This window comes from Methylococcus capsulatus (genome assembly GCF_036864975.1).
Taxonomy (GTDB): Bacteria; Pseudomonadota; Gammaproteobacteria; order Methylococcales; family Methylococcaceae; genus Methylococcus.
Window position 1 is genome coordinate 1,875,796 of the sequence record NZ_CP104311.1, and the last position, 22,053, is coordinate 1,897,848.

Here is a 22,053-nt window from a genome sequence, read left to right on the forward strand (position 1 = left end):
TTGGCACTCACTTCAAGGGAGTGCTAACAATCATGTCGGGAGCGCCCTTGGAATTTCAGCCGATTTCATCAGGAATTCAGGAGATTACCGTGAAAATTCGTCCTTTGCACGACCGAGTCATCATCAAACGTCTGGAAGAGGAACGCACCAGCGCCGGCGGAATCGTGATTCCCGACAGCGCCGCGGAGAAGCCCATGCGCGGCGAGGTTCTGGCCGTCGGCAACGGCAAAGTGCTCGACAACGGCGAGGTGCGGGCCCTGCAGGTCAAGGTGGGTGACAAGGTCCTGTTCGGCAAGTACGCCGGCACCGAAGTCAAGGTCGACGGCGAAGATGTGCTGGTGATGCGCGAGGACGACATCCTCGCCGTTCTCGAGAGCTGATCCCAAAGCTTCGCTCGCAGATTTCCAAAGCCTTCATCAATCATCAATATCGTAGGTAAATCCAAATGGCAGCTAAAGAAGTCAAGTTCGGCGACGACGCACGCGCCCGCATGATGCGCGGTGTCAACATCCTGGCGCACGCGGTGAAAGTGACCTTGGGGCCGAAGGGCCGTAACGTGGTGCTGGAAAAGAGCTTCGGTGCGCCCACCGTGACCAAGGACGGCGTGTCCGTGGCGAAGGAAATCGAGCTGTCCGACAAGTTCGAGAACATGGGCGCCCAGATGGTGAAAGAGGTCGCTTCGCAGACTTCCGATGTGGCCGGCGACGGCACCACCACGGCCACCGTCCTGGCTCAGTCGATCCTGACTGAAGGTCTGAAGGCCGTCGCCGCCGGTATGAATCCGATGGACCTCAAACGCGGCATCGACAAGGCCGTCGCTGCGGCGGTCGACGAAATTCACGCCATGTCCGTGCCCTGCACCGACAGCAACGCGATCGCCCAGGTCGGCACCATTTCTGCCAATGCCGACGAATCCATCGGCAAGATCATTGCCGAGGCGATGGACAAGGTGGGTAAGGAAGGCGTCATCACGGTCGAGGACGGTTCGGGGCTGGAAAACCAACTCGACATCGTCGAAGGCATGCAGTTCGACCGCGGCTATCTGTCCCCTTATTTCATCAACAATCAGCAAAGCATGAGCGCCGAGCTGGAGAACCCGTTCATTCTCATTAACGAGAAGAAGATCTCCAACATCCGCGAACTGTTGCCGGTACTGGAAGGCGTAGCGAAGGCAGGGCGTCCGCTGTTGATCATCGCCGAGGACGTCGAGGGCGAGGCCCTGGCCACCCTGGTGGTCAATAACATGCGCGGCATTCTGAAGGTCGCGGCAGTGAAGGCGCCGGGCTTCGGCGACCGCCGTAAGGCCATGTTGGAAGACATCGCCGTGCTGACCGGCGGCACTGTCATCTCCGAAGACATCGGCCTGAGCCTGGAAAAAGCGACCCTGGCGGACCTGGGTACCGCGAAAAAGGTCCAGATCACCAAGGAAAACACCACCATCATCGACGGCGCCGGAGCCACCGAGGCCATTCAGGGCCGCGTGGCGCAGATCCGCAAGCAGATCGAGGACACCACTTCCGACTACGACCGTGAGAAGCTGCAGGAACGTTTGGCCAAGCTGGCCGGCGGCGTCGCGGTCATCAAGGTCGGTGCGGCCACCGAAGTCGAAATGAAGGAAAAGAAGGCACGCGTGGAAGATGCGCTGCACGCCACCCGCGCCGCGGTCGAAGAGGGCATCGTTCCGGGTGGCGGTGTAGCCCTGATCCGGGCGCTGGCCAAGCTGCGTGACCTCAAGGGCGCCAACCACGATCAGGATGTCGGTATCAGCATCGCCCGCCGCGCCATGGAAGAGCCGCTGCGTCAGATCGTCGCCAATGCGGGCGATGAGCCTTCGGTTGTATTGAACAAGGTCGCGGAAGGTTCCGGCAACTTCGGCTACAACGCCGCGACCGGAGAGTATGGTGACCTGGTGGCCATGGGCATTCTCGACCCGGCCAAGGTCACCCGTTCCGCGCTGCAGAACGCGGCCTCCGTCGCCTCGCTGATGATTACCACCGAGGCCATGGTCGCAGAGGAGCCGAAAGAAGAAGCGCCGATGCCGGGCGGCATGGGCGGCATGGGCGGCATGGGCGACATGATGTAAGGCCAAGCCGCATTACCATTTTTCCAAGGCCCATGGTAAAGGCCCCACCCGGACGGGTGGGGCCTTTTCCTTTTTGTGGGGTGGTCGATGCGAGCTTCCGGCCCCGGCGGTTCTGCCTTACTATCACGGCGGGAGGCGTTGTCGGGCCGATTCTTAACTGCGGGGCAAGAGGATGAGTCACGATTTGGAAAGGTTCGGGGAGGGTGGGGTGCCTGAGCCGCTGCCTCTATCGCTTTGGCGTGAATCGCTCTACCAGTACATGGCGACCCTCGCCCTGGTCCTGGGCGCCTGGTATCTGGGTTGGCGCTGGACGGCGTCGCTGAACGAGCACGCGTGGTGGTTCTCGGTGCCTGTGGCTATTGCCGAAAGCTGTGCCTATATCGCCTGGGCGTTGTTCGCCTACAATCTGTGGCGGACCGCTGCCCGGCCTTCGCGGCCTGCGCCTTTCTGGATCTCGGAGTGCGTTTCCGATCTCGCCGCGCCGCACCGGCCGCTGGCCGTGGACGTGTGTGTCGTGACCTGCGATGAGGAGGCGGCGCTGGTCCGGCTAAGCCTGGAATATGCGAAAAAGCTGACTTATCCCTGTCATATCGACCTGAGGCTGCATCTCTACGATGCGGGCCGCCGCCCGGCCATGAAGCAGCTTGCGGAGTCGCTGGAAGTGGTCTACCTGGTGCCGGAGGAGCAGGACGGCCTGGGGACGCACAATTTGCGCCGGATCGTCGAGGAGACGCAAGGGGATTTCATCGTATTCTGCGACGCCGATACCCGCTTGTTTCCTTCCTTTCTGGAGCAGACCCTGGGATATTTCCGCGACCCGGACGTGGCCTGGGTGCAGACCCCGCAGTGGTATGACGACATTCCTCAGGGTGTGAGGTTGGCCGATGTCCTGGGCCAGCGTTTCGGACCCATGGGCAGGGCCGTGGTAAACGGGTGCGAAGCCGTGGCAGGGCCGGTATGGATCGGCAAAGACCCATTCGGCAGCGATCCCGCCCTGTTTTTCGATGTGATCCAACGACGGCGCGACCGCGCCAATGCAGCCTACTCCTGCGGAGCGGGCGCGGTGTACCGCAGTGACGCTCTCGCGGAGGCAGTGGATCTGGTACGAGTCAGGCGGGTCGGCAAAGCGGTGGGCCGGTTCGCAAAAGGGATCCGCGACCAGGAATGCCGCGCCGATTTCGTGGAATCGGTGACGCGCCAAGCGGCGGCTGACGCCGGCGTGGCGCCGTATCATCTGCGCGAATCCGAACATTTCTACGCGTCCATGGCGCTCCACGGTTGCCGTAAGCGGCGCTGGCGGTCCGTGCTGCACCCCCGTATCCAGTCCAAGATGCTCTCGCCGCAGACTCCGCGGGACGCGGTCGTTCGACGCTTCCGCCGTACCCTGGGTCTCATGGAAATCGCCCTGCGCGACAACCCGGTTTTTTCCCGCGGCCTGCGCCTGCCTCAGCGACTCCTGTATGCCCAGACGCTCTGGTCCTGCTTCGGCTGCCTGTGGCACTCGGTTTTCCTGGTGGCGCCGATCGTGTTTCTGTATACCGGTATCGCTCCGGTCGCCGCTTATTCCCCGCCGTTTTTCAGCCACCTCCTCCCGTTTCTTCTGGCTGCGGAGCTGGCGATGATGACGGGCACCTGGGGTGTGTCCTGTTTCCGGCAACGGGCCGCTTCGCTGGCCCTGTTGCCGGTGGACTTGCATGCCCTGTGGGCGGTGGTGCAGGGACGGCGGTTTCCCACGGTATCGCGAAACAACCGGGCGCACGATCCGTCTCGGCTGGGCGAATTCCGCATCGCAGCCACGGCCTTGACCCTGGGCGGGATGTTCTTTGCCCTGGTGCGCTTCGCCTTTGGTAGCCATGCGGACCCGGCCGGTCTAATCGTCAACGGTCTGTGGGGGCTTTACAACGTCGTTCTGCTGTCCGGCTCCGTAAGTCTCTCGGCGCGGAACGTTCCCGTCGAACCCCCTGTTGCGCAAGAGGTCCAGGCATGAGCTTTCCGAAGGCGTTACTCGCTGCCCGTCAGCATCTGGTGGTGATTCTGGGGCTTTTGAGTGCGGCCGCAATGGTGTCGTGGTTGGAAGCGCCTTCCCGTCCCTTGCCGCCGCCGCTACCCGCCGGGGAGATATCCGGTTCCCATCACGGTGCCTTGTCCGAGGAAGAGAGCCGTTGGGCTCGGGCCGCCTGGCGCTATTTCCAGCGCAATTACCAGGAGGAGACGGGGTTGGTCAACGCGGCCGACGGCCGTTCCGTCACCACCTTGTGGGACACGGGTTCCCATCTGCTCGCCACGATCGCCGCCTATCGCCTCGGCGTCATCGACCGCAGCGAGTTCGACCAGCGCCTGGGCCGTGCTCTGAACACTCTCGCAAGGATACCTTTGTTCCAGGGCGAACTTCCCAACCGGTTCTACCTCACCGAAACGCTCGGGATGGCGGATGCGGAGGGGTTGCCTTCGGATCAGGGCGTCGGCTGGTCGGCAGTCGATATCGCCCGGGTGCTGGTACCGCTCAATGTCATCGTCTGGAATTATCCGGCCCATGCCGCCGAGGCGAGCGCCGTGGTGCGGCGCTGGCGGCTCGACCGGCTGGTGCGGGAAGGCGTGCTGACCGGCGCCGTCGTCGATGCCCAGGGGCAGGTTGAGTATTCGCAGGAAGGACGGGGAGCTTACGAAACTTACGCGGTGAAGGCCCTCGCGCTGATGGGGAGAGCCGCGCCGGCGGCCGGCGTGTCCTACGGCTACGCCAAGGTCCAGGGTGTGCTGGTTCCGGTCGATCCACGGCCGCCGGAACAATCTTCCCCCCGCAACTATACCGTCGGAGAGCCCTATGTGCTCGAAGGGCTAGAATTCGGTTGGGACCGGGGAGGACGGGAGGAAGCCTGGCGTGTGTTCCGTGCCCAGGAAAACCGGTTCAAGGCGACCGGCATGTTGACGGCGGCCAGTTCCGGCCCCGTCGACGAGGCGCCGTATTTCGTCTACAACACTGTCTATGCCGGGGCCCGGCCGTGGCAGACGCTGACGACGGATGGCAGGGAGGTTTCGGACCTCCGCTTCCTGAGCGCTGGTGATGCTGTCGGCTGGCATGTCCTGTACGATGCGGACTATGGCCGGCAACTGGCGGAAAAGGCCGCGGGCCTGTTCGATCCGGAACGGGGGTGGTATGGAGGCTGGTATGAAGCCAAGGACCGTCCCAACCGGGCGATGAGCGCCAACACTAATGCCATGGTGCTGGAGGCCATGCATTTCCGGCAGTTCGGCGAGCTGGTGGCGGTTCAGCCGCTGATGGAGTTCGCTGAGCCCGCGCCTTCCGCCCGGCCGCAAACGGCCCAGTCGCCGGCCGAGAGCCGCAGGGTGGCGGCCCGGACCAAGCCGGCGGCCAAATCCGGGCCGGCCCTCAAGCCCAAGACCGGAACGGCCGGCTCACAGAAGGGGAAGGGCACCTCCTCCGCCCCCAAGGCTTCCGTCAGGCAGGGTTCGAAGGGCCGGAAGACCGAAGCCGGGCCAGCGAAGAAACACCGCTGACGGGGGTGTCGGCCCAGAGTTCATGAAAAAGATACTCGTGCTGAGTTTGCTGGTCCTGTCGGGTTGCGCCACTCTTCCGCCCCAAAACCCTTCCGACATTTGCGCCATCTTTACCGATAAGGATGACTGGTACGAAGGGACCCGCCTGGCGGAGCTGAAATGGGGGCTGCCCATTCCGGTGCAAATGGCGATCATCAGGCACGAGTCGGATTTCGTGGAAGATGCGCGGCCGCCGACGGTCCGGTTTCTGGGGATACCGCTTGGGTATCCGACATCAGCTTATGGCTACGGCCAGGTACTGGATGGAACCTGGGACCTTTACACCGAGAAAAGCGGCAACGCTGGCGGCGAGCGGGATGATCTGGCGGACGTCGCGGACTTCATCGGCTGGTATGCGCATCAGTCGCTGAACCGGCTGGGCATTCCCAAGCGCGACGTCTACAACCTGTATCTCGCCTATCATGAAGGTTGGGGCGGGTGGCAGCGCCGCAGCTATGTGTCCAAGCCCTGGCTGATGACCATTGCCAGGAAAGTAGCGGCCACCGCCCAAATGTACGAACGGCAACTGTACCACTGCCGACCCGATCTGGAGGCGGCGGCGGATTGAGACATTCGATTTTTTTGCAATGAACCTTTCCTACCGGCTACCGGTCCGCAAAGCGTATGAACCGGTGCGCCGCGGCTTGACCGTCGTTCTGCGCTGGGCGGTTGCGCTGGCTGGCGAAATCCGCGCCGGCGGGTTGGATTACCGTGCCATGAGTCTGGTGTACACCAGTCTGCTGGCACTGATTCCTTTGCTCGCCGTGGCGTTTTCCGTGCTCAAGGCTTTCGGTGCACACACCGAGCTCGAGCCCTTGTTGTCGGAACTGCTTGATCCGCTGGGGGCCAACGCGGAGCAGGTGAAGGACGCTATCATCGACTCGGTCAAGCGGATGAAGGTCGGGGTGCTCGGTTTTCTGGGCTTCCTGTTCCTTTTCTACGTCAGTATCACCATGCTGGACAAGATCGAGGAGTCCTTCAACCATGTCTGGCGTACCCGCACATCGCGCAACCTCTGGCGCCGGCTCGGAGATTACCTGAGCTTCACCCTAGTCGGCCCACTGCTGCTGTTGTCGGCCTTCGGCAGCATGACCGGACTCCTGGGTCGCCACTCCGGTCGAGGTACGGCCGGCTGGGCTTGGAGTCTTGCGGAACACATGCTGCCCTATGTGGCGATCATCCTCGCCTTCACCTTGTTCTACTGGGTCATTCCCAGCGCCCGGGTCAAGCTGCGTTCGGCCCTGTTCGGCGGTGTGGTCGCGGGTGCGATGTGGGAAGTGGCCGGCTGGGTGTTCGGGGAGTTCGTCGCTGGGTCGTCGCAATACCACGCGGTGTATTCCAGCTTCGCCATCCTGGTGCTGTTCATGGTATGGCTGTACGTGAGCTGGCTGATCGTTCTGCTGGGTGCGCAGTGCAGTTTTTTCTTCCAGAATCCCCAATGCATCGGCCAGTCGACGGGCAGCACGAGGGCGGACAACCGGTTGTGGGAACACGGGGGGATAGCGCTCATGTACCTGATCGTCCGGCGTTTCATGGCCGGACAATCTCCGCCTGGTCTCCCCGATTTGGCCGAATCGCTCAACCTGCCGGAAGTCCTGGTGGGGGAACTGCTGGCACTGCTGCAGCAGGCTGGCTTCATCGTTGCCATTGACCACGGCCGTCCGGGTTTCCTGCCCGCCCGTGATCCGGCGACGATCGCTGTGCTCGAGGTGTTCGAAGCCTTGCGCGGAAAGGCAGACGGTCTGCCGATTCCGGAGCCGGTCGCGGTGGGGCTGGCCGCCGCCGAGACCTCGTTGTCCGCCGCCCTGGCCGGCGTGAGCCTGCGCGACTGGGTCGCCTCGGCCTCTACCTGATAGTTCGATCGATTCATCATGCCCATGACTCGAGATTTTTTCGCTACGACCCCCAAGGGCCTGGAACCTTTGCTCGTCCGTGAACTGGACGGGTTGGGTGCCGAATCCGTCAAGGAAGCCCGCGCCGGGGTCGAATTCCGCGGCACGCTGGAAACGGCATATCGCGCCTGTCTGTGGTCGCGGCTGGCCAACCGGATATTGATGCCCCTGGACCGCTTCGCCGCGGCGACGCCCGAGGTGCTCTACGACGGTGTGCAGCGCACCGACTGGAGCCGGCATTTCGGGCCCGATGCCACGCTCGCCGTAGATTTTTCCTCGCGCCGTTCGGCTATCACCCATACCTTGTTCGGTGCCCAGAAGGTCAAGGACGCGATCGCCGATCAGTTTCTCGAACACTGCGGACGGCGGCCCTCGGTGCGGCTCGAACGGCCCGACATTCGCGTCAAGGTGCACCTGGATGCCGATCAGGCAGTCATCAGTCTGGATCTTTCGGGGGACAGCCTGCACCGGCGCGGCTATCGCACCGAGGCTGGGCCGGCGCCGCTCAAGGAGAACCTGGCGGCGGCGGTCCTGATCCGTGCCGGCTGGCCGGACATGGCGGCCCGGGGCGGCAGTCTGATCGATCCCATGTGCGGTTCCGGCACACTGCTGATCGAAGGTGCGTTGCTCGCGGCAGACATCGCTCCCGGCTCGTTGCGCGAGTATTTCGGCTTTCTCGCCTGGAAGGGTCACGACCTGGAACTCTGGCGGAAGCTGTTGATCGAAGCCCGCGAGCGGGGCGCTGCCGGGCTCGCGCGGTTGCCACCCATCCTCGGCTACGACAGGGACCGCAGCGCCATCCATCTGGCACTCAACAATATCGACAGGGCGGGCCTGCGCGGCAGGATCCACGTCGAACGCAAGGCTGCCGCCGATGCACGCCCGAAGGGGGCGGTGGGGCTAGTCGTAGTCAATCCGCCTTACGGCGAACGGCTGGGCGATATCGAAAGTCTGATCCCGGTCTACCACGAATTCGGCGAAGCCTTGAAGCAGCATTTCCAGGGTTGGAAAGCCGCCCTGCTGACCGGGAATTTCGAACTGGCTTTCCAGATCGGGATACGGGCGGGGCATTACTACACGCTCTACAACGGCGCGCTGGAGTGTCGGCTGTTCCTGTTCGACATCGCGCCCGAACGCTTCTTCATTCCGCGCTCCGGGGCGCCGGAGACCGAAGGCCAGAAGAAGCTGCGGCAGATCATGCAACAAGCCGGGCGCGGCGCCGTCCCCGCAGAACAAGCCGAAATGTTCGCCAACCGCCTGCGCAAGAATCTGCGCAATCTGGGAACCTGGGCACGCAAGAGCGGGGTGAGCTGCTACCGGCTGTACGACGCCGACCTCCCTGAATTCGCTGTGGCAGTGGATATCTACCAGGGCGAGAAGCTCTGGGTTCATGTGCAGGAATACGAAGCGCCTGCCAGCGTCGATCCCGCGAAGGCGCAAAGCCGCTTGGCCGGCGCGGTCGCCATGATTCCAGAGGTGCTGCAAGTGCCGCGTGAGCAGATTTTCCTCAAGGTGCGGCGGCGTCAAAAGGGCGATGCGCAGTATTTCAAACAGGACCAGACCGCGCATTTCCATATGGTGGAGGAGGGCGGCTGGCGCTTCTGGGTCAACTTCGAGGACTACCTGGACACCGGCTTGTTCCTCGACCACCGTATCACCCGCGGCCTGATCCAGCAGGCGGCGCGCGATCGCCATTTCCTCAACCTGTTCGCCTATACCGGCACGGCGACGGTATACGCAGCCGGCGGCGGCGCGGCCTCGACTACCACGGTCGACATGTCGCGCACCTATCTCGACTGGGCAGGTCGCAACCTGGCCCTGAACGGCTTCGGGGAGCGCCATCACCTGCGCATCCAGGCCAATTGTCTGGATTGGCTGGATCAGGCGGTCAACCGCGGGCGCCGCTACGGCCTGATTTTCCTCGATCCGCCGACGTTCTCGAATTCCAAGCGGATGGCGGGCAGCTTCGACATTCAGCGCGACCAGGGGTCGCTGCTGAAAAAGGTTATATCTCTGCTCGAACCCGGCGGTATGCTGATTTTTTCCACCAATTGCCGCCGGTTCAAACTGGATGAAACGGAGCTGGCAGGCTGCGCGATGGAGGACATCAGCCGCCTCACCTTGCCGAAGGATTTCGAGCGTAACCCCAAAATCCATGCATGCTGGCGTATTCTCGCGCCGAGCCGTCAGCGGTGAAAGATCAGGAGCGAGTGGGAAAAATGAAGCGGGTTCATGTCCTTGTCGCAGGACGGGTGCAAGGGGTTTGGTATCGGGCGTCGGCGGCCCGGAAGGCTTCGGAGCTGGGGCTGACTGGTTGGGTGCGCAACCTTCCGGACGGGCGGGTGGAGCTGGTCGCCGAGGGCGATGCGGAAAGCGTAGACGCCTTGTTGGTCTGGTGCCGGCATGGTCCGCCGCTGGCGCGAGTGGCCGGGCTCGACGTCCGGGAAACGGCAGTCACCGGCGAGTTTGCCGAGTTTGCGGTGCTGCGCGAAGACTGAGGTCCTTCAGGACGGCGAGGACAAGTCCTGCAACAGCTTGACAAACGGTTCCGGTCGTATGCCCAGATCGCCCGCTAGGGGGTTGTTCATGGACAACACCAGAATCAGTACCAATGACAGCATGCTGGTCACGATGCCGGTCAGCAGAAGCTGGACTTTCTGGTTTTCGGCACCGAAGAACCAAAGGAAAGCGATGGTGAAAGCAGCCCCCACCCATAGCACGAACCGGAGCAGTTCGCTCAGATCGTCGTTCGCCACGGAGATCCGCTCGTAGCGGGCTTCGGCCAGGTTTTCCAGCATCGAGACCGTCGTGTCGTAGAGCGCCTGGCCGCGCGGCTCGGCCGGGTCGATCGACTTGCTGATCCGCCACAACTGCTCCAACGGCGCGCGTTTGATCCGCCCGCCCTGATGTTCGACCAGCAGAGGCCATTCCTGCTCGATGACGGCGCTCGCGTAGCCGATTGCAGCGGCGTGCACGGCATGTCCGACCGATGCGTCATAGGCTTCCGCCACATTGACCAGGTCCATGAGGATGGCGGCTTCATGCACGGCGGCGGAGGAAATATCCCCCCGCCGCTCTTCCCCCTGGCCGACCAGGATGCCCAGGATGAGGCTGAACAGTACACCGAAATTGGTGTATACGGCCGCCGCCACGTCGTTGAGATTACGCTGTTTGCGGTGGTCCACCCGCCGCTGGATGAGGCCATGGATGCCCATGCTCGTCAACCCGGAGACGAAGGTGATCAAAATGATGCTGAGGATGGTCATGGCGGGCGCTCCGGTCGATGGGGGCGAAGGACGGGGGCAAGGCCGCGCAATCATGCCATCAAGCGCCCTCGCGATATAGAGGGGAGCGGCGAAAAGTCCAGAAGTGGAGGCATCCGTGCCTCCGGGAGACGGACAGCCCCGCCGGAGCGGGGCCAGGGAGAACGCGATCTTTATGCGCTCAGGCAAGGGCCGTAAAGTTTGTCGACTTTGGGGATGTGGTTGACCAGCCAGTCACGGACGAAGCGAGTGGTGTCCTGGTTCACTTCGGCCTCACCGGCATGGAACTTCTTCTGCAGGTCGGCGCAAACGCCGACGAGCTTATCGTGCTCGGCCTTGTGCGCGGCGAAGTCGGCGTAGTCTTTCTTCTGCATCTCGGTTTCTTCGGATTTGAAGTGCATGACGACGTAATCGATCAGCGCGTCCAGTTGCTTACCGATTTCGGCGCGATTGCCCGTGGCAGCGGTATCGTGCAGCTTGTTGACCATATCGAAAATGGTTTTGTGCTGGTCGTCGGCAAAGCCCACGTTGGTGCCGAATTCTGCTGCGGTCCACGTCATTAATGCCATGGATTTTTTCCTCCTCGTTTTAGTGTGTGATTCTGGACGCGGCCTCGTGCGCCAGATTGGGGCGCGAAGCCCGGAGTTGGACTATACGGATTCTGGAGCAATGAAATTTTGATCGGGATCAAAACTTTAACGGTTTGGCTGCAAGTCGGTCCCTCCCGTCTCGGCGGCTTGTGCCGCCCGTTCTCTGCTATGATCGGGGCGGGATACCGCGGCCAGTGACGCCGTGCCTTGAATTGACGGGTGATCGATGTTCAGAGCGTTGTGGTGTCGAGGGATTACCGTGCTGAGTCTCGCCGGAATACTGGGGGAGGCCGCCGCTGAAGTTTCCAGTTTGCCGCCGTGCGGGCCCACGGCATCCGGCGCTTCGATCCGGATCTCGCCGCGCATTCCCGTGCCGGGCGAATCACTGAGGATAATGGCGGTTTCGGCCGACGTCCCAATCCGGAACCTGTCGGTGCGTGCTCCCGATGGAACCAGTCTGCCGCTTGAGCCGGAGCGCCGGGGCGGTCCGCCTTGGAGCCTGGCGGTGGAGACTGGCCGGGCGGCGCGGGGGGAGTATCGGGTGGAGGCGCGCGGCGCGGAGGGAACCGTCGCCTGCCTGGACCTGAGTGTGGATGGCGGCACGGTGGCCAGCCGGCCGGGGCGATGGGACCGGGCTACCGAGGCCTTCTTTTCCGCCTGGATCGAAATGCTGTTCGATTTTCCGCTTGCGGAAAGCGTCAATTTCCCTTCGCTCAAGCCGGTGCTGACGGACCCGTCCCGCAATTTTCTGTACGACTACTTCGGGGCGGGCGAGGACCGGCGTATTCCGACTGATCCCGATTGCGCGGATCTGCCGTATTACCTGCGCGCCTATTTCGCTTGGAAAATCGGCTTGCCCATGGCCTACCGCGCCTGCAGCCGGGGTGCGGCCAGCCAGCCGCCGCGCTGTGGTGCGGCGAACGTCGCTGAAGGCTTCACGCGGGGCCCTGTGCCGGCGGGCATGTTTACGGCAGTCGTTCGCAAGGTGATGGATACGGTGCATTCGGGCAGCGCCCGCACCGGCCTCCGCGACAGTGCCACGGATTTCTACCCGGTGCCGCTCAAGCGGGAGTATCTGTGGCCGGGGACGGTCTACGCCGACCCCTACGGCCACGTGCTCATGATCGCCCAATGGGTCCCGCAGTCGGCGGACCGGAACGGCATGCTGCTCGCCGTGGATGCACAGCCTGACAACTCCATCAGCCGCAAGCGGTTCTGGGAGGGGACGTTTCTCTTCGCCGACGACGTGAGGGGTGCAGGACCTGGCTTCAAAGCGTTCCGGCCGCTCCTGTCCGCCAGTGCTGCCGTCCGTGTCCCCGGCAACGCGGAACTGAGCCACTCGGCCTTGATCGCACCGTATTCGGACGAACAGGGCGAGCTGTCACCCGAGGACTTTTATGCCGACATGGGGCGGCTGATCAACCCGCAGCGACTGGACCCCAGGCAGGCTTACGAGGCCATGTTCGAGGCCTTGATGGAGCAACTGGAGACGCGGGTGGCTTCGGTGGAAAACGGCGAAGCGTATGTCCGGAAGCATCCCGGTGCCGTCATCCCCATGCCCTCCGGCAGTGCGGTTTTCGAGACTGTCGGTCCGTGGGAGGACTATTCCACGCCGTCGCGTGATATGCGGTTGATCATCGCACTCAACGTCATGTCGCAGCTTCCCGACCAGGTGGTGCGCTATCCGGAACTTTTCGCCCTGCACGGCCAGTCGCCGATGGAGGTCAAGGCACAACTGGAGCGCTTGGACGCTGAACGTCTCAGCGAGGCGTATATCGTCTACCGCCGCAGCGACGGCAGTCCCTGGCGGCTTTCGCTCGCCGAGGTGTTTGCCCGCCGGAAAGCCCTGGAAGTTGCGTATAATCCGAACGATTGTGTGGAGGTGCGTTGGGGCGCCGGGCGCGGAACCGAAGAGTACTCCACCTGCACCCGGCATGCGCCTGCGGATCAGGCGGCGCGCATGGAGCAGTACCGGGTCTGGTTCCGGGAGGCCCGGCGCCCGCCGCGTTAAGGTGAAACGACGCGAAGCGGTGGCTTCGGGGCCGGACTGGAAAAAGCAGGTCCATCGGGAAACCTTGTCGGAACATCGGGATGAATCGTTTGAATCGGGGAAATCGTCGGTGGCATGCCGGGCGGGGCCTCGGCGCTTTGGCGTTGTGCATCGCTCTTTCCGGCTGCAGCGGTGCGAAGAAGGCACCGACTCAGCCCGCTGTCGGGCCGGTGGCGTTGACCGAAAAGCCTGCCGCGAGGGAACCGGCACTGTCAGTGATCAAGCGCCGGATACTGGCACTTGCCAACACTGAGTGGGAATTCTTCGGCTCCCAGCGGGTCATCTACGATGGTGGGGAGGAAAGCATTCCGCATGTGGGCTACTGGGAGGATGAGGACGAATCCCGTATCCAGCGTGTCAGCCGCTACTGGCAGGCGGTGAACAAGCCGGGGCTGTCCGGTCTCAACTGTTCCCAGCCCTGGTCGGCCGCCTTTGTGAGCTGGGTGATGGGAATGGCCGGTGTGCCGGAAAGCCAGTTTCCCCCGGCCAGCGCCCATTGGGTTTATCTAAGCCAGATCATCCGCAAGTCCGACGGCCCAAATTCCTCTTTCATTCCTCACTCCATCAAGGAATACAGTCCCCGGCCAGGCGACCTCATCTGCGCCAGCCGGGAGCGCTATGGCCTACCCAGTGTGACCCGGCCGCTGGAAACCTACATGCTGGAAGATACTAAGCTGCACTGCGACATCGTGGTGCAACGCAATGATGGAAGCGTGGAAGCGATCGGAGGCAACGTCCGCAACTCGGTTTCGCGCAGCACGGTCGCGCTTAACAAGGACGGCATGCTCGTCCCCACCCGACAGCGTCCGTGGTTTCTGGTGCTGGAAAACCGGTTGTGACCGTCCGGCACCGCGCCACGGATTCTTTTTTTTTCGCTCAATGATTCAAGGGAATTAAAAGCCATGCAGTCGCCGGATATGAGGGCGCCGGAGCTGAAGCGTGCCCTGGGGTGGGCCAGTGCGGGCGCGATCATGGCGGGTTCCGTGATCGGCACTGCAATTTTCCTGGTGCCCTCGACCATCGCCCGCGAACTCGACTCGGTGGGCTGGTCCTTTTTCGTCTGGATGTTCGGAGGCCTGTTGTCGCTGGCCGGGGCGCTCAGTTATGCCGAATTGGGCGCGGCCTTCCCCGAAGCGGGGGGCGAATACGCCTTTCTCCGCCGCGCCTATGGCCCTTTGTGGGGTTTCCTCTTCGGCTGGCAGCAGGTCGTCATCGGCAAAACCGGCTCCATTGCCACCATCGCTACCGGCTTCGCCATATTCCTCGGGTTTTTCGTCGACGGCTTGCAGCAAGAATGGCTGCATCTGTCCTGGGGAGAGAGCGGCTGGGGCGTGACGGGCCTTCAATTCGTCGCGATGACGGCGGTTGCATCGTTCTCTCTGATCAACTGTTTCGGTGTTGGGCGCGGCGGCGCGGTGCAGAGCTTCCTGACTGTCCTGAAGGTCGCGGCCATCGTGACTTTGGCCGGCCTGGTGCTCGGCGCCGGTAAGGGCTCCTGGGACCATTTCCAGGATGCCCCGGAACACACGGCCGGGACTGGATGGGGTGCTTTCGCCGCAGCGCTGGCCGCGGTGCTTTGGGCTTACGACGGTTGGAACAACCTGACATTGGTAGGCTCGGAAATCCGTGATCCGGAGCACACCATCCCGAAAGTGTTCCTGCTGGGGTTGCTGGCAGTGATGGGGGTTTATCTGCTGGCCAATTTTGCCTATTTCTATGCTCTGCCGCTGGATGCCGTGAAACACTCGGAGCAGGTGGCACAGGATGTGGCACAGCTCGTGTTCGGAGATTTCGGTGGCGCTGCGATCACTGCCGCCGCCGTGGTATCGACCCTGGCGGCGCTCAATGGCTCGATCCTGTCGGGCGCCCGGGTGTCTTACGCGATGGCGCGGGATGGGCTTTTCTTCAGCCCGCTGGCACGGCTCGATCCCGTCCACCGGACGCCCGTCAATGCCCTGATCGTCCAGGCTCTGTTCGCGAGCCTCCTGATTCTGCTATTCGGGCAGGATCGGGCTGGTTTCGACCGGTTGTTCAACTATGCAGTGTTCGGGCTCTGGGCATTTTATGGTATCACCGTGCTCGCCGTCATCGTACTGCGGCGCACCTCGCCGGAGGTGGTGCGGCCTTACCACGTGGCAGGTTATCCTTGGGTCCCGCTGATTTTCGGCGCGGTCGCCGGTTTGTTCTGCCTCAGTATGATCTTCCAGAATCCCTCAGAAACCGGCATCGGCCTGGTTTTCCTGTTGGCGGGCATCCCTTTCTATCTTTACTGGCGCTCCAATGGCAAGGCCGAGGCTTATCGTAAGTGGAGCCGAAAGGAATGAGCGAAACCGACCGGACCGTATACGCCTATACCGATGGCGCCTGCCGCGGCAATCCCGGACCCGGCGGCTGGGGCGTATTGCTGCGCTATGGCAACAAGACCCGCGAGCTCTACGGCGGCGAGCGCGAGACCACCAACAATCGTATGGAACTGATGGCCGCCATCCAGGCGCTGGAGGCCCTCAGCCGGCCCTGCAAGGTGAAAATCGTCACCGACTCGCAGTATGTGAAGAAAGGCATCACCGAATGGGTCGCCCAGTGGGAGAAGCGTGGCTGGAAAACCGCAGGACGCACCCCGGTCAAGAACATCGATTTATGGCAGCGCCTGATCCAGGCGGAGCAGCGCCACCAGGTGAGCTGGGGTTGGATCAAAGGCCATTCCGGCCATCCCGAAAACGAAGCGGCGGATCGCCTCGCCAATCGTGGCATCGACGAACTGACACTCTCCGACGGCACGCCGGCCTGAAAGACTGACAATGCGCCAAATCGTCCTGGATACCGAAACCACCGGCCTCGATCCCAAGGCCGGCCACCGCATCATTGAAATCGGCTGCGTGGAGCTGCTCGACCGGCGGATCACGCAGAACCGCTTCCACGTCTATATCAACCCCGAACGGGAAATCGACGCCGGCGCGATCGAAGTACACGGCCTGACCAATGAGTTCCTGGCCAGTATGCCGGTATTCAGGAACATCGCGGACGATTTCCTGAACTTCATCAGCGGGGCCGAACTCATCATCCACAACGCCGCCTTCGACGTCGGCTTCCTCGACCATGAACTCTCGCTCCTGAGTGAAAGCCGGGGCCGGATCGCTGACTACTGCGGCATCTGCGATACCCTGGCGATGGCACGCAAGAACCATCCCGGCCAGCGCAACAGCCTGGATGCTCTGTGCAAGCGCTACAACGTCGACAACAGCCGCCGGGAACTGCACGGCGCCTTGCTCGACGCCGAAATCCTCGCCGACGTTTATCTGGCGATGACCGGCGGACAGATCGCCATGCTGCTAGAGGCCGACGCTGAGTCCGGGGGCACTCGTGGGTCCGATGGGCGGTTCGAACGGCTTGCCGTGAACTCCTCTACTGGCTTCGACCATGCTCAACCCGGGCCGCTCAGGGCAAATTCCGTCGACCGGGAGCAAGCCGCGCCTAGGTCGGTCGACACCGCCCGCCCGCGGCTGCGGGTCATCCGCAGCACGCCCGAAGAGGCCGAAGCCCACGCCGCCCGCCTGGACGCCATCGCCAAAGCGAGCTCCGGCGCCTGCTTGTGGTCCCGCTAGCGCGCGGCTACGGCATCGGGTATCCTACTCCGCCTGATCGGAGCGGCTACTGGTAAACCGCAAATTCCGATTCTTGCCTTTAATGGAAGCGTGGCCGAGTGGTTGAAGGCACCGGTCTTGAAAACCGGCAACGGGAAACCGTTCGTGAGTTCGAATCTCACCGCTTCCGCCAATTGAACTCCCAATGAAGTCCAGGAAACCCGTGAGCGATGTAGCTTAGCGGGTTTTTTGTTGTTCAGGGGCAGCTACGGCATGCAAGCCTCTTTGGCTTCCCATCCACCGATGTTCGCAAGCAACTCACGGGCCTTGCGCTCGAAATTAGCGGCATCCACCCGCCAAGGGGGGCAGAACGGCTTTTGGGGAATACCCATAGGACCGGCCGGTGGGCATGCCGGCGCCGTTCTCGGGATTGACGTGGCTGCCGCCCAGCAGCCCGTCGGACTAAGCCGGATATTTCATAAAACACCCCCTGCGCCCGATAGACTGGTCAACCGCCTATTCTTTCAATCCACCGAACTGACCCAACGCCCCCAGAGGCATGGGCAGCCAATCGACCTGCCTCATTTCACCGCGGGCCGGAATTCCACACATTAGACGCAATCCACCCGCCGAGTCCTGCCGGATCCTCCTCGGTTGAGGGTGACGGCGCGCTTCAGACCCTGGCCGGTGGTCGGACGAGGCAGAGTAATTCAACTTTGCTGCCCTGCGGGTCAGTGAGCCGGTGCAACAGCTTCTTCACCGGAAAGGTGCTCGGCAAGTGCAACTTGATCCGGTCCTTGTACTGCACCACCCGTACCGCCAGCTTGAACAGCTTCAGGATGAGGGTCATGGGCTGCTGCCTTGGCCGGTTCCGTGTCGGCACAGGGGGTTGTCCTGTGTGCTGTGGCTCAAGCTGTAGGCGGCACAGGCATAGAACAGGCGCAGGCTGTGTGGCGTGGTTGCCGTCGGCGTAGCCGCAGGCGGTGTGGTAAACACGCTCACGCAGGAGGCCAGCCAAGCTGTGGGCGATGTAGGAAGGGTGCCGGCGATCCTGAATGGCCCAGGCCAAGCGGGCTATCAACCCGGTCCGCCGAGCCATGCCCTGCAGGAGGACGGCGCCGAAATCGCTGGACACCGCGCCGACTTCGAAGCCGGCACGGACGGTGAAGCCGGCGACGGTGGGAAAACGGAGCTGGGTCGCGATAGAGTCACACATTGGGCGGTCTCGTTTAGGCCTCATACGAAGCCTTTTATATCAATCGGTTTAGCGAGATTCGCCCACTTTCTTGACATATGATGGTTAGAATTAGGTAATATTCTAATAAACTCGCTCGTTCCGTCTCAGAAGCCGCATAGTTGGGGCGAACGGTGCGGTGGCGCAGAGGCATCATCCAAAAGTAACGATCATCGTGAGCCGCCGCCCCGGAAGATGAAAAATCGACAGGAACGCTGAGTTGCACATTTTGCTCCCGGAGGATGCGATTCTGGGGTAGCGCATGAGCGCAGTGGCTTTGGCGGGATCGCTTCCGTCAGCTCGCCTTCTCCTGCTTGCGGGAGCGGGGGCCCATGAAACGCTTCGCGTCGTTTCACGTTAAATCCACGTTAAGGAGAATCGAAGTGTCAAACCTCCCGGTTGCAAAAGAGATGATTGCGTTCACGCTCGGCATGGTGGTTTCGATATTCGCGCCGCTTACGTTGGCAGGGAGCGGTCAGGTTTTCTTGATCCATACCGGTGATATCCATGGACACCTCGTGCCCCGTCCGAATGTCCGCAGCGATGCTGTTGGCGGTACAGAAGGCGGCTTGGCACGCATGTACACGCTTATTCAGCAGATCCGCTCTAAGGCGAGGCAAGGGAAGGTGAACAGGTCTTTGCTTATCAACACAGGCGATACATTGCAGGGTTCAGGCGAGGCCCTGTTTACACGCGGCCAAGCGATGATCGATGTGTTGAACCTTTTCAAAATAGACGCACATGCGCCCGGGAACTGGGATTTTCTCTATGGCACCGCGCGGTTTGAAGAGGTTTTCAAAGGGAGGGGCGAACAAGCGCCTCTGGCGCCCTGGAACGCCCTGGCATCCAATCTCTACTACACGAATCAATTTGACGACGCGACCGAGTGCGGCATTACAGGCGAAGATGCTCAAGGCACCGTCCGCAAGCTCAAGCGCGTGCTCCCCCCTTATGCCATCAAGCGGGTCGGGGAGGTCAAGGTGGGATTGCTAGGGTTTACGACCGCACGCGCCGTCGCTGCCATAGGTCCGAAAGTCACCGCAGGTTACCAATTCAGTGATGCCGAAATCGAGTTGCCCTGCTACGTTGACGTCCTGCGGAAGCGGGAAAAAGTGGACCTGTTGGTCATGATATCCGAGCTGGAACTGTCCAGGGATATCAAGCTCGTTGAAATGAACCCAGGCGTCGATGTGGTCCTGAATTCCGACATGCACGAAAAGACAACTCGCCCCATCATCGTCCGCCACGTCCGTGCACCGAGTACGCTTCTGTTTGAGGAAGGGCAGGATGGCACCATGATCGGCGAACTTCAGCTCAATGTGAAGAACGGAAAGGTTGCCGATTGGCACTGGACTCCGCACATCGTTAGCGCGGCTATCATGGAAGATAAGGGCATAGCTGCCAAAGTGGCCGAGGTTCGCAGGCCGTTCCTCAAGGCGAGCTTTGTGGCGGGTCAAAGCGTGACTGTGGGAGGCAATACCAGCACGCTGTTACACCCGGTTGACGAAGTTATTGCGTACAGTCAGGTCAATTTGCATCGCTCCAACTTTGTGGACGAAGATATGCCGGCGGTCGTCGAAGGCTCCTCCCACGACTTGATCGCGGATGCAATGCGTTGGGCTGCCGGTGCCGATGTGGCGACTCTCCGAGGATTTCGCTATGGAACGCACATTCCTGCTGGTCAACCCATAACAATGGAAGATATCTATCACTATGTTCCTATAGCGGCAAAACTCGGTAGATCCCAAAAAGCCTGCGGGGCGGATCTGAAGACGCAAATAGAGAATTCAACCGCTGGAGTATTCCATCCGGATTCCAGGCGTTGGCAGGGTGGCTGGATGTTTGCTTACAGTGGTGTAACTTATGATCTCGACGCCTGCGGAGGTTTCGGCATTCCCGGGATGCCGGTAGAGCGCGCTACCAATATCAAAGTCAATGGCGTCCCTGTGAATGCGTTGGATGCCTACGATGAAAAAAGTGGGCAATGTAAAAGCGGGAGCCCAGGATACAAAGTTGCCGGATATTGGTATGCGGACGACCCAACCACCATCAATAACTGTAAGTCATGTAAAGGTCGGTTGATCCAAATGGTCACACATGACCTTCATGTAGTCGATTTGGTTCCTGGTCAGCCAATTCCAGACAACCGTACTTTTCTCGATATCACCGAGGCAGTGGTGAAATATTTGCAAGTTCCTTTGTCTGGCAAAGTAACGTCCAACAATTTGTCGCTAAATCGAATCAAAGTCACACGCCTCCCACGATTGAATACATATCCATTCAAAATCGTCCAGCCATTGGAGGGTGCGACGCGTGAAACCTGTCCAATGTCGTAAGGGCACCTCGAAAAACCTCCGTACACCCGTTCTTGGCAAAATCACGCCGTTCTGAACCCTGCTTCAGCTTGCCCCGAGGAAACCACGTCGCGCCATCAAGACCGACCTGTTCGCCAGTGCGCATCATCGCAACAAGCGCAACTTGTTGGGTGACCCACGGGTCGACAGCGATCGGCCGTTAACTTTGCGGCGTTGGCAACCACGGTCGAACAGCCGGAGTACCCGCTGCTCGACCGCATGAGCTGCCAGCGCTTCTGTGGCCCGGCCAATGCCATCGCCGTTCCGGACCGCATTATGTGCGGACCCTCGAAAACTGGATCGGTGAGGCCGGGGCGAAGGCTCTGTTCGATGGCGTCTTGGCGCAGTTGCTCAAGAAGGGTTTCATCGCGCCCGGCGGTCAGCTTCTCGACGGCCTTGGTGCCGGCCCCCCAAGCCGCACAACGGCCGAGCCGAAAGGGCATTGAGCGAGCAAGTTACGATGCCCGCCAACGGAAAGCCGGCCAAGCGCCGCCGGAAGGACTCGGCTGCCACCTGGACCAAGAACCACGTTCGGCTACAAGCTCTCGATCAGCGTCGACAACACATACAAGCTCATCCGCCGGATCGAGACCGGCACGTCCAGTCTTACGATGGCTTAGGGATCGTGGTTTGGACCATCGATTTCGAATCGCCGCCGCAAGGTGCCGCATCGGTGGCGGAGCTTGGACGCAGCGCCATCAGCGACGGTATCGATGGCATGGAAAGGGATCTACGCGGCGCGTAATGACAAATACTCAGAGCACCAGCCGGTCCAGCGTCAGTTCATAGCCGGGCACGAATACGGCCATGAAATAGTCGACTTCCGGCAACCCCAGTTGCCGGATTTTTTCGCGGATTTCCTCTTCCGCATTGACGAATTCGGTGTTGCCGGCGCGCCGTTCGGCACAGCATTTCAGGTAGGCGGCGATGCGGTCGGCCGCTTTGATCAGGACCTGGACTTCCTCGGGGATTTCGTCGGGCAGCAGCATCCTGGCGTAGGCTGATTGCAATGCTTCCGGCAGCAGGGCGAGTAGTTCCCGGGAGGCTTTTTGCTCCAGGTCCTTATAGGCGTCGCGGATGGCGGGGGAATGGTATTTGATCGGCGTGGGGAGGTCTCCGGTGATGGCTTCGCTAACGTCGTGGTAAAGCGCGGCGGCCGCGACCCGGTCGGCATCCACCGGCCGGCGGAAGATTTCGCCGCGGATCACTGCCAAGGCATGGGCGATGACGGCCACTTCCCAGCCATGCTCCATGACGTTTTCTTCGTAGGCGTTGCGCATGAGGCCCCAGCGCTTGATCCAGCGCAGGCGGCCGAGGTGGGCGAAAAACGGACTTTGGTTCATGGGCTTGCTGATTCCAGGGAGTCGTGAAGCCGGCCTGGGGGGAGGGCGCCGGTGTGGCCGAAGATCGCGGCATGCAGAAAAAGGCGTGGGCCGGTATGATCTTCAGTC

17 protein-coding genes, 1 tRNA gene and 3 pseudogenes are annotated in these 22,053 nt (G+C 61.7%); 16 read left to right on the forward strand and 5 right to left on the reverse strand.

Going from position 1 to position 22,053, the window contains the following annotated elements; all coding sequences use genetic code 11:
• Positions 1-89 precede the first annotated feature (89 nt).
• The 8 genes from groES (at position 90) to N4J17_RS09340 (ending at position 10,028) form a co-directional block, all read left to right on the forward strand.
• On the forward strand, positions 90-380 hold the full coding sequence (groES, locus tag N4J17_RS09305; RefSeq protein WP_198321770.1) for a co-chaperone GroES: 291 nt from the start codon (positions 90-92) through the stop codon (positions 378-380).
• Positions 381-445: 65 nt separating this feature from the next.
• Positions 446-2,083 carry a chaperonin GroEL gene (groL, locus tag N4J17_RS09310; RefSeq protein ID WP_198321769.1) on the forward strand — a complete coding sequence of 546 codons (1,638 nt, stop codon included), beginning with the start codon at positions 446-448 and terminating at the stop codon, positions 2,081-2,083.
• A gap of 208 nt (positions 2,084-2,291) precedes the next feature.
• Positions 2,292-4,070, forward strand: a complete 1,779-nt coding sequence (locus N4J17_RS09315) for a glycosyltransferase (protein ID WP_277458188.1) — start codon at positions 2,292-2,294, stop codon at positions 4,068-4,070.
• Positions 4,067-5,599, forward strand: coding sequence for a DUF3131 domain-containing protein (locus N4J17_RS09320; protein ID WP_198321767.1), 1,533 nt, complete (start codon positions 4,067-4,069; stop codon positions 5,597-5,599). Before N4J17_RS09315 ends, N4J17_RS09320 begins: the two co-directional genes overlap by 4 nt.
• Positions 5,600-5,621: 22 nt before the next feature.
• Complete coding sequence (locus tag N4J17_RS09325; protein ID WP_198321766.1) at positions 5,622-6,206, forward strand: hypothetical protein; 585 nt, start codon at positions 5,622-5,624, stop codon at positions 6,204-6,206.
• A gap of 19 nt (positions 6,207-6,225) precedes the next feature.
• Complete coding sequence (locus N4J17_RS09330; protein ID WP_198321765.1) at positions 6,226-7,491, forward strand: YhjD/YihY/BrkB family envelope integrity protein; 1,266 nt, start codon at positions 6,226-6,228, stop codon at positions 7,489-7,491.
• Positions 7,492-7,509: 18 nt separating this feature from the next.
• Positions 7,510-9,726 (forward strand): bifunctional 23S rRNA (guanine(2069)-N(7))-methyltransferase RlmK/23S rRNA (guanine(2445)-N(2))-methyltransferase RlmL, encoded by a 2,217-nt coding sequence (gene rlmKL, locus N4J17_RS09335; protein WP_198321764.1) that lies wholly within the window; start codon positions 7,510-7,512, stop codon positions 9,724-9,726.
• Positions 9,727-9,749: 23 nt separating this feature from the next.
• Positions 9,750-10,028, forward strand: coding sequence for an acylphosphatase (locus tag N4J17_RS09340; protein ID WP_198321763.1), 279 nt, complete (start codon positions 9,750-9,752; stop codon positions 10,026-10,028).
• 6 nt (positions 10,029-10,034) lie between these two features.
• Here the strand turns inward: N4J17_RS09340 and N4J17_RS09345 are convergent, their stop codons facing one another.
• Positions 10,035-10,796 carry a DUF4239 domain-containing protein gene (locus N4J17_RS09345; protein ID WP_198321762.1) on the reverse strand — a complete coding sequence of 254 codons (762 nt, stop codon included), beginning with the start codon at positions 10,794-10,796 and terminating at the stop codon, positions 10,035-10,037.
• Between the two features lie 170 nt (positions 10,797-10,966).
• On the reverse strand, positions 10,967-11,362 hold the full coding sequence (locus N4J17_RS09350; protein WP_198321761.1) for a bacteriohemerythrin: 396 nt from the start codon (positions 11,360-11,362) through the stop codon (positions 10,967-10,969).
• Between the two features lie 454 nt (positions 11,363-11,816).
• Here N4J17_RS09350 and N4J17_RS09355 point away from each other — a divergent pair, with 454 nt between their 5' ends.
• The 6 genes from N4J17_RS09355 to N4J17_RS09380 all read left to right on the forward strand — a co-directional run bounded on the left by N4J17_RS09355 (position 11,817) and on the right by N4J17_RS09380 (position 17,207).
• Complete coding sequence (locus tag N4J17_RS09355; protein ID WP_277458185.1) at positions 11,817-13,394, forward strand: hypothetical protein; 1,578 nt, start codon at positions 11,817-11,819, stop codon at positions 13,392-13,394.
• 80 nt (positions 13,395-13,474) lie between these two features.
• Positions 13,475-14,272, forward strand: a complete 798-nt coding sequence (locus N4J17_RS09360) for a DUF2272 domain-containing protein (RefSeq protein WP_232470224.1) — start codon at positions 13,475-13,477, stop codon at positions 14,270-14,272.
• Between the two features lie 63 nt (positions 14,273-14,335).
• On the forward strand, positions 14,336-15,757 hold the full coding sequence (locus N4J17_RS09365) for an APC family permease (RefSeq protein WP_198321759.1): 1,422 nt from the start codon (positions 14,336-14,338) through the stop codon (positions 15,755-15,757).
• Positions 15,754-16,221 carry a ribonuclease HI gene (gene rnhA / locus N4J17_RS09370; protein WP_198321758.1) on the forward strand — a complete coding sequence of 156 codons (468 nt, stop codon included), beginning with the start codon at positions 15,754-15,756 and terminating at the stop codon, positions 16,219-16,221. Before N4J17_RS09365 ends, rnhA begins: the two co-directional genes overlap by 4 nt.
• 10 nt (positions 16,222-16,231) lie before the next feature.
• Positions 16,232-17,035: a DNA polymerase III subunit epsilon gene (gene dnaQ, locus N4J17_RS09375; protein WP_198321757.1), complete on the forward strand. Its 804-nt coding sequence runs from the start codon at positions 16,232-16,234 to the stop codon at positions 17,033-17,035.
• Positions 17,036-17,119: 84 nt separating this feature from the next.
• Positions 17,120-17,207: transfer RNA gene (locus N4J17_RS09380), tRNA-Ser, on the forward strand.
• Positions 17,208-17,687: 480 nt separating this feature from the next.
• Here N4J17_RS09380 and N4J17_RS16595 read toward each other — a convergent pair.
• Positions 17,688-17,959, reverse strand: a pseudogene (locus N4J17_RS16595) (transposase); the annotation flags it as partial.
• A 7-nt stretch (positions 17,960-17,966) separates the two neighbouring features.
• Positions 17,967-18,230: pseudogene (locus N4J17_RS09385) on the reverse strand (transposase); the annotation flags it as partial.
• A gap of 350 nt (positions 18,231-18,580) precedes the next feature.
• Here N4J17_RS09385 and N4J17_RS09390 point away from each other — a divergent pair.
• Both N4J17_RS09390 and N4J17_RS09395 read left to right on the forward strand, forming a co-directional pair.
• Entirely contained in the window at positions 18,581-20,584 is a 2,004-nt protein-coding gene (locus N4J17_RS09390; protein ID WP_198321755.1) for a bifunctional metallophosphatase/5'-nucleotidase, read from the forward strand.
• A gap of 58 nt (positions 20,585-20,642) precedes the next feature.
• Positions 20,643-21,207, forward strand: a pseudogene (locus N4J17_RS09395) (IS5/IS1182 family transposase); the annotation flags it as partial.
• A gap of 150 nt (positions 21,208-21,357) precedes the next feature.
• Here N4J17_RS09395 and yfbR read toward each other — a convergent pair.
• Entirely contained in the window at positions 21,358-21,945 is a 588-nt protein-coding gene (yfbR, locus tag N4J17_RS09400) for a 5'-deoxynucleotidase (protein WP_198321753.1), read from the reverse strand.
• Positions 21,946-22,053: the final 108 nt, after the last annotated feature.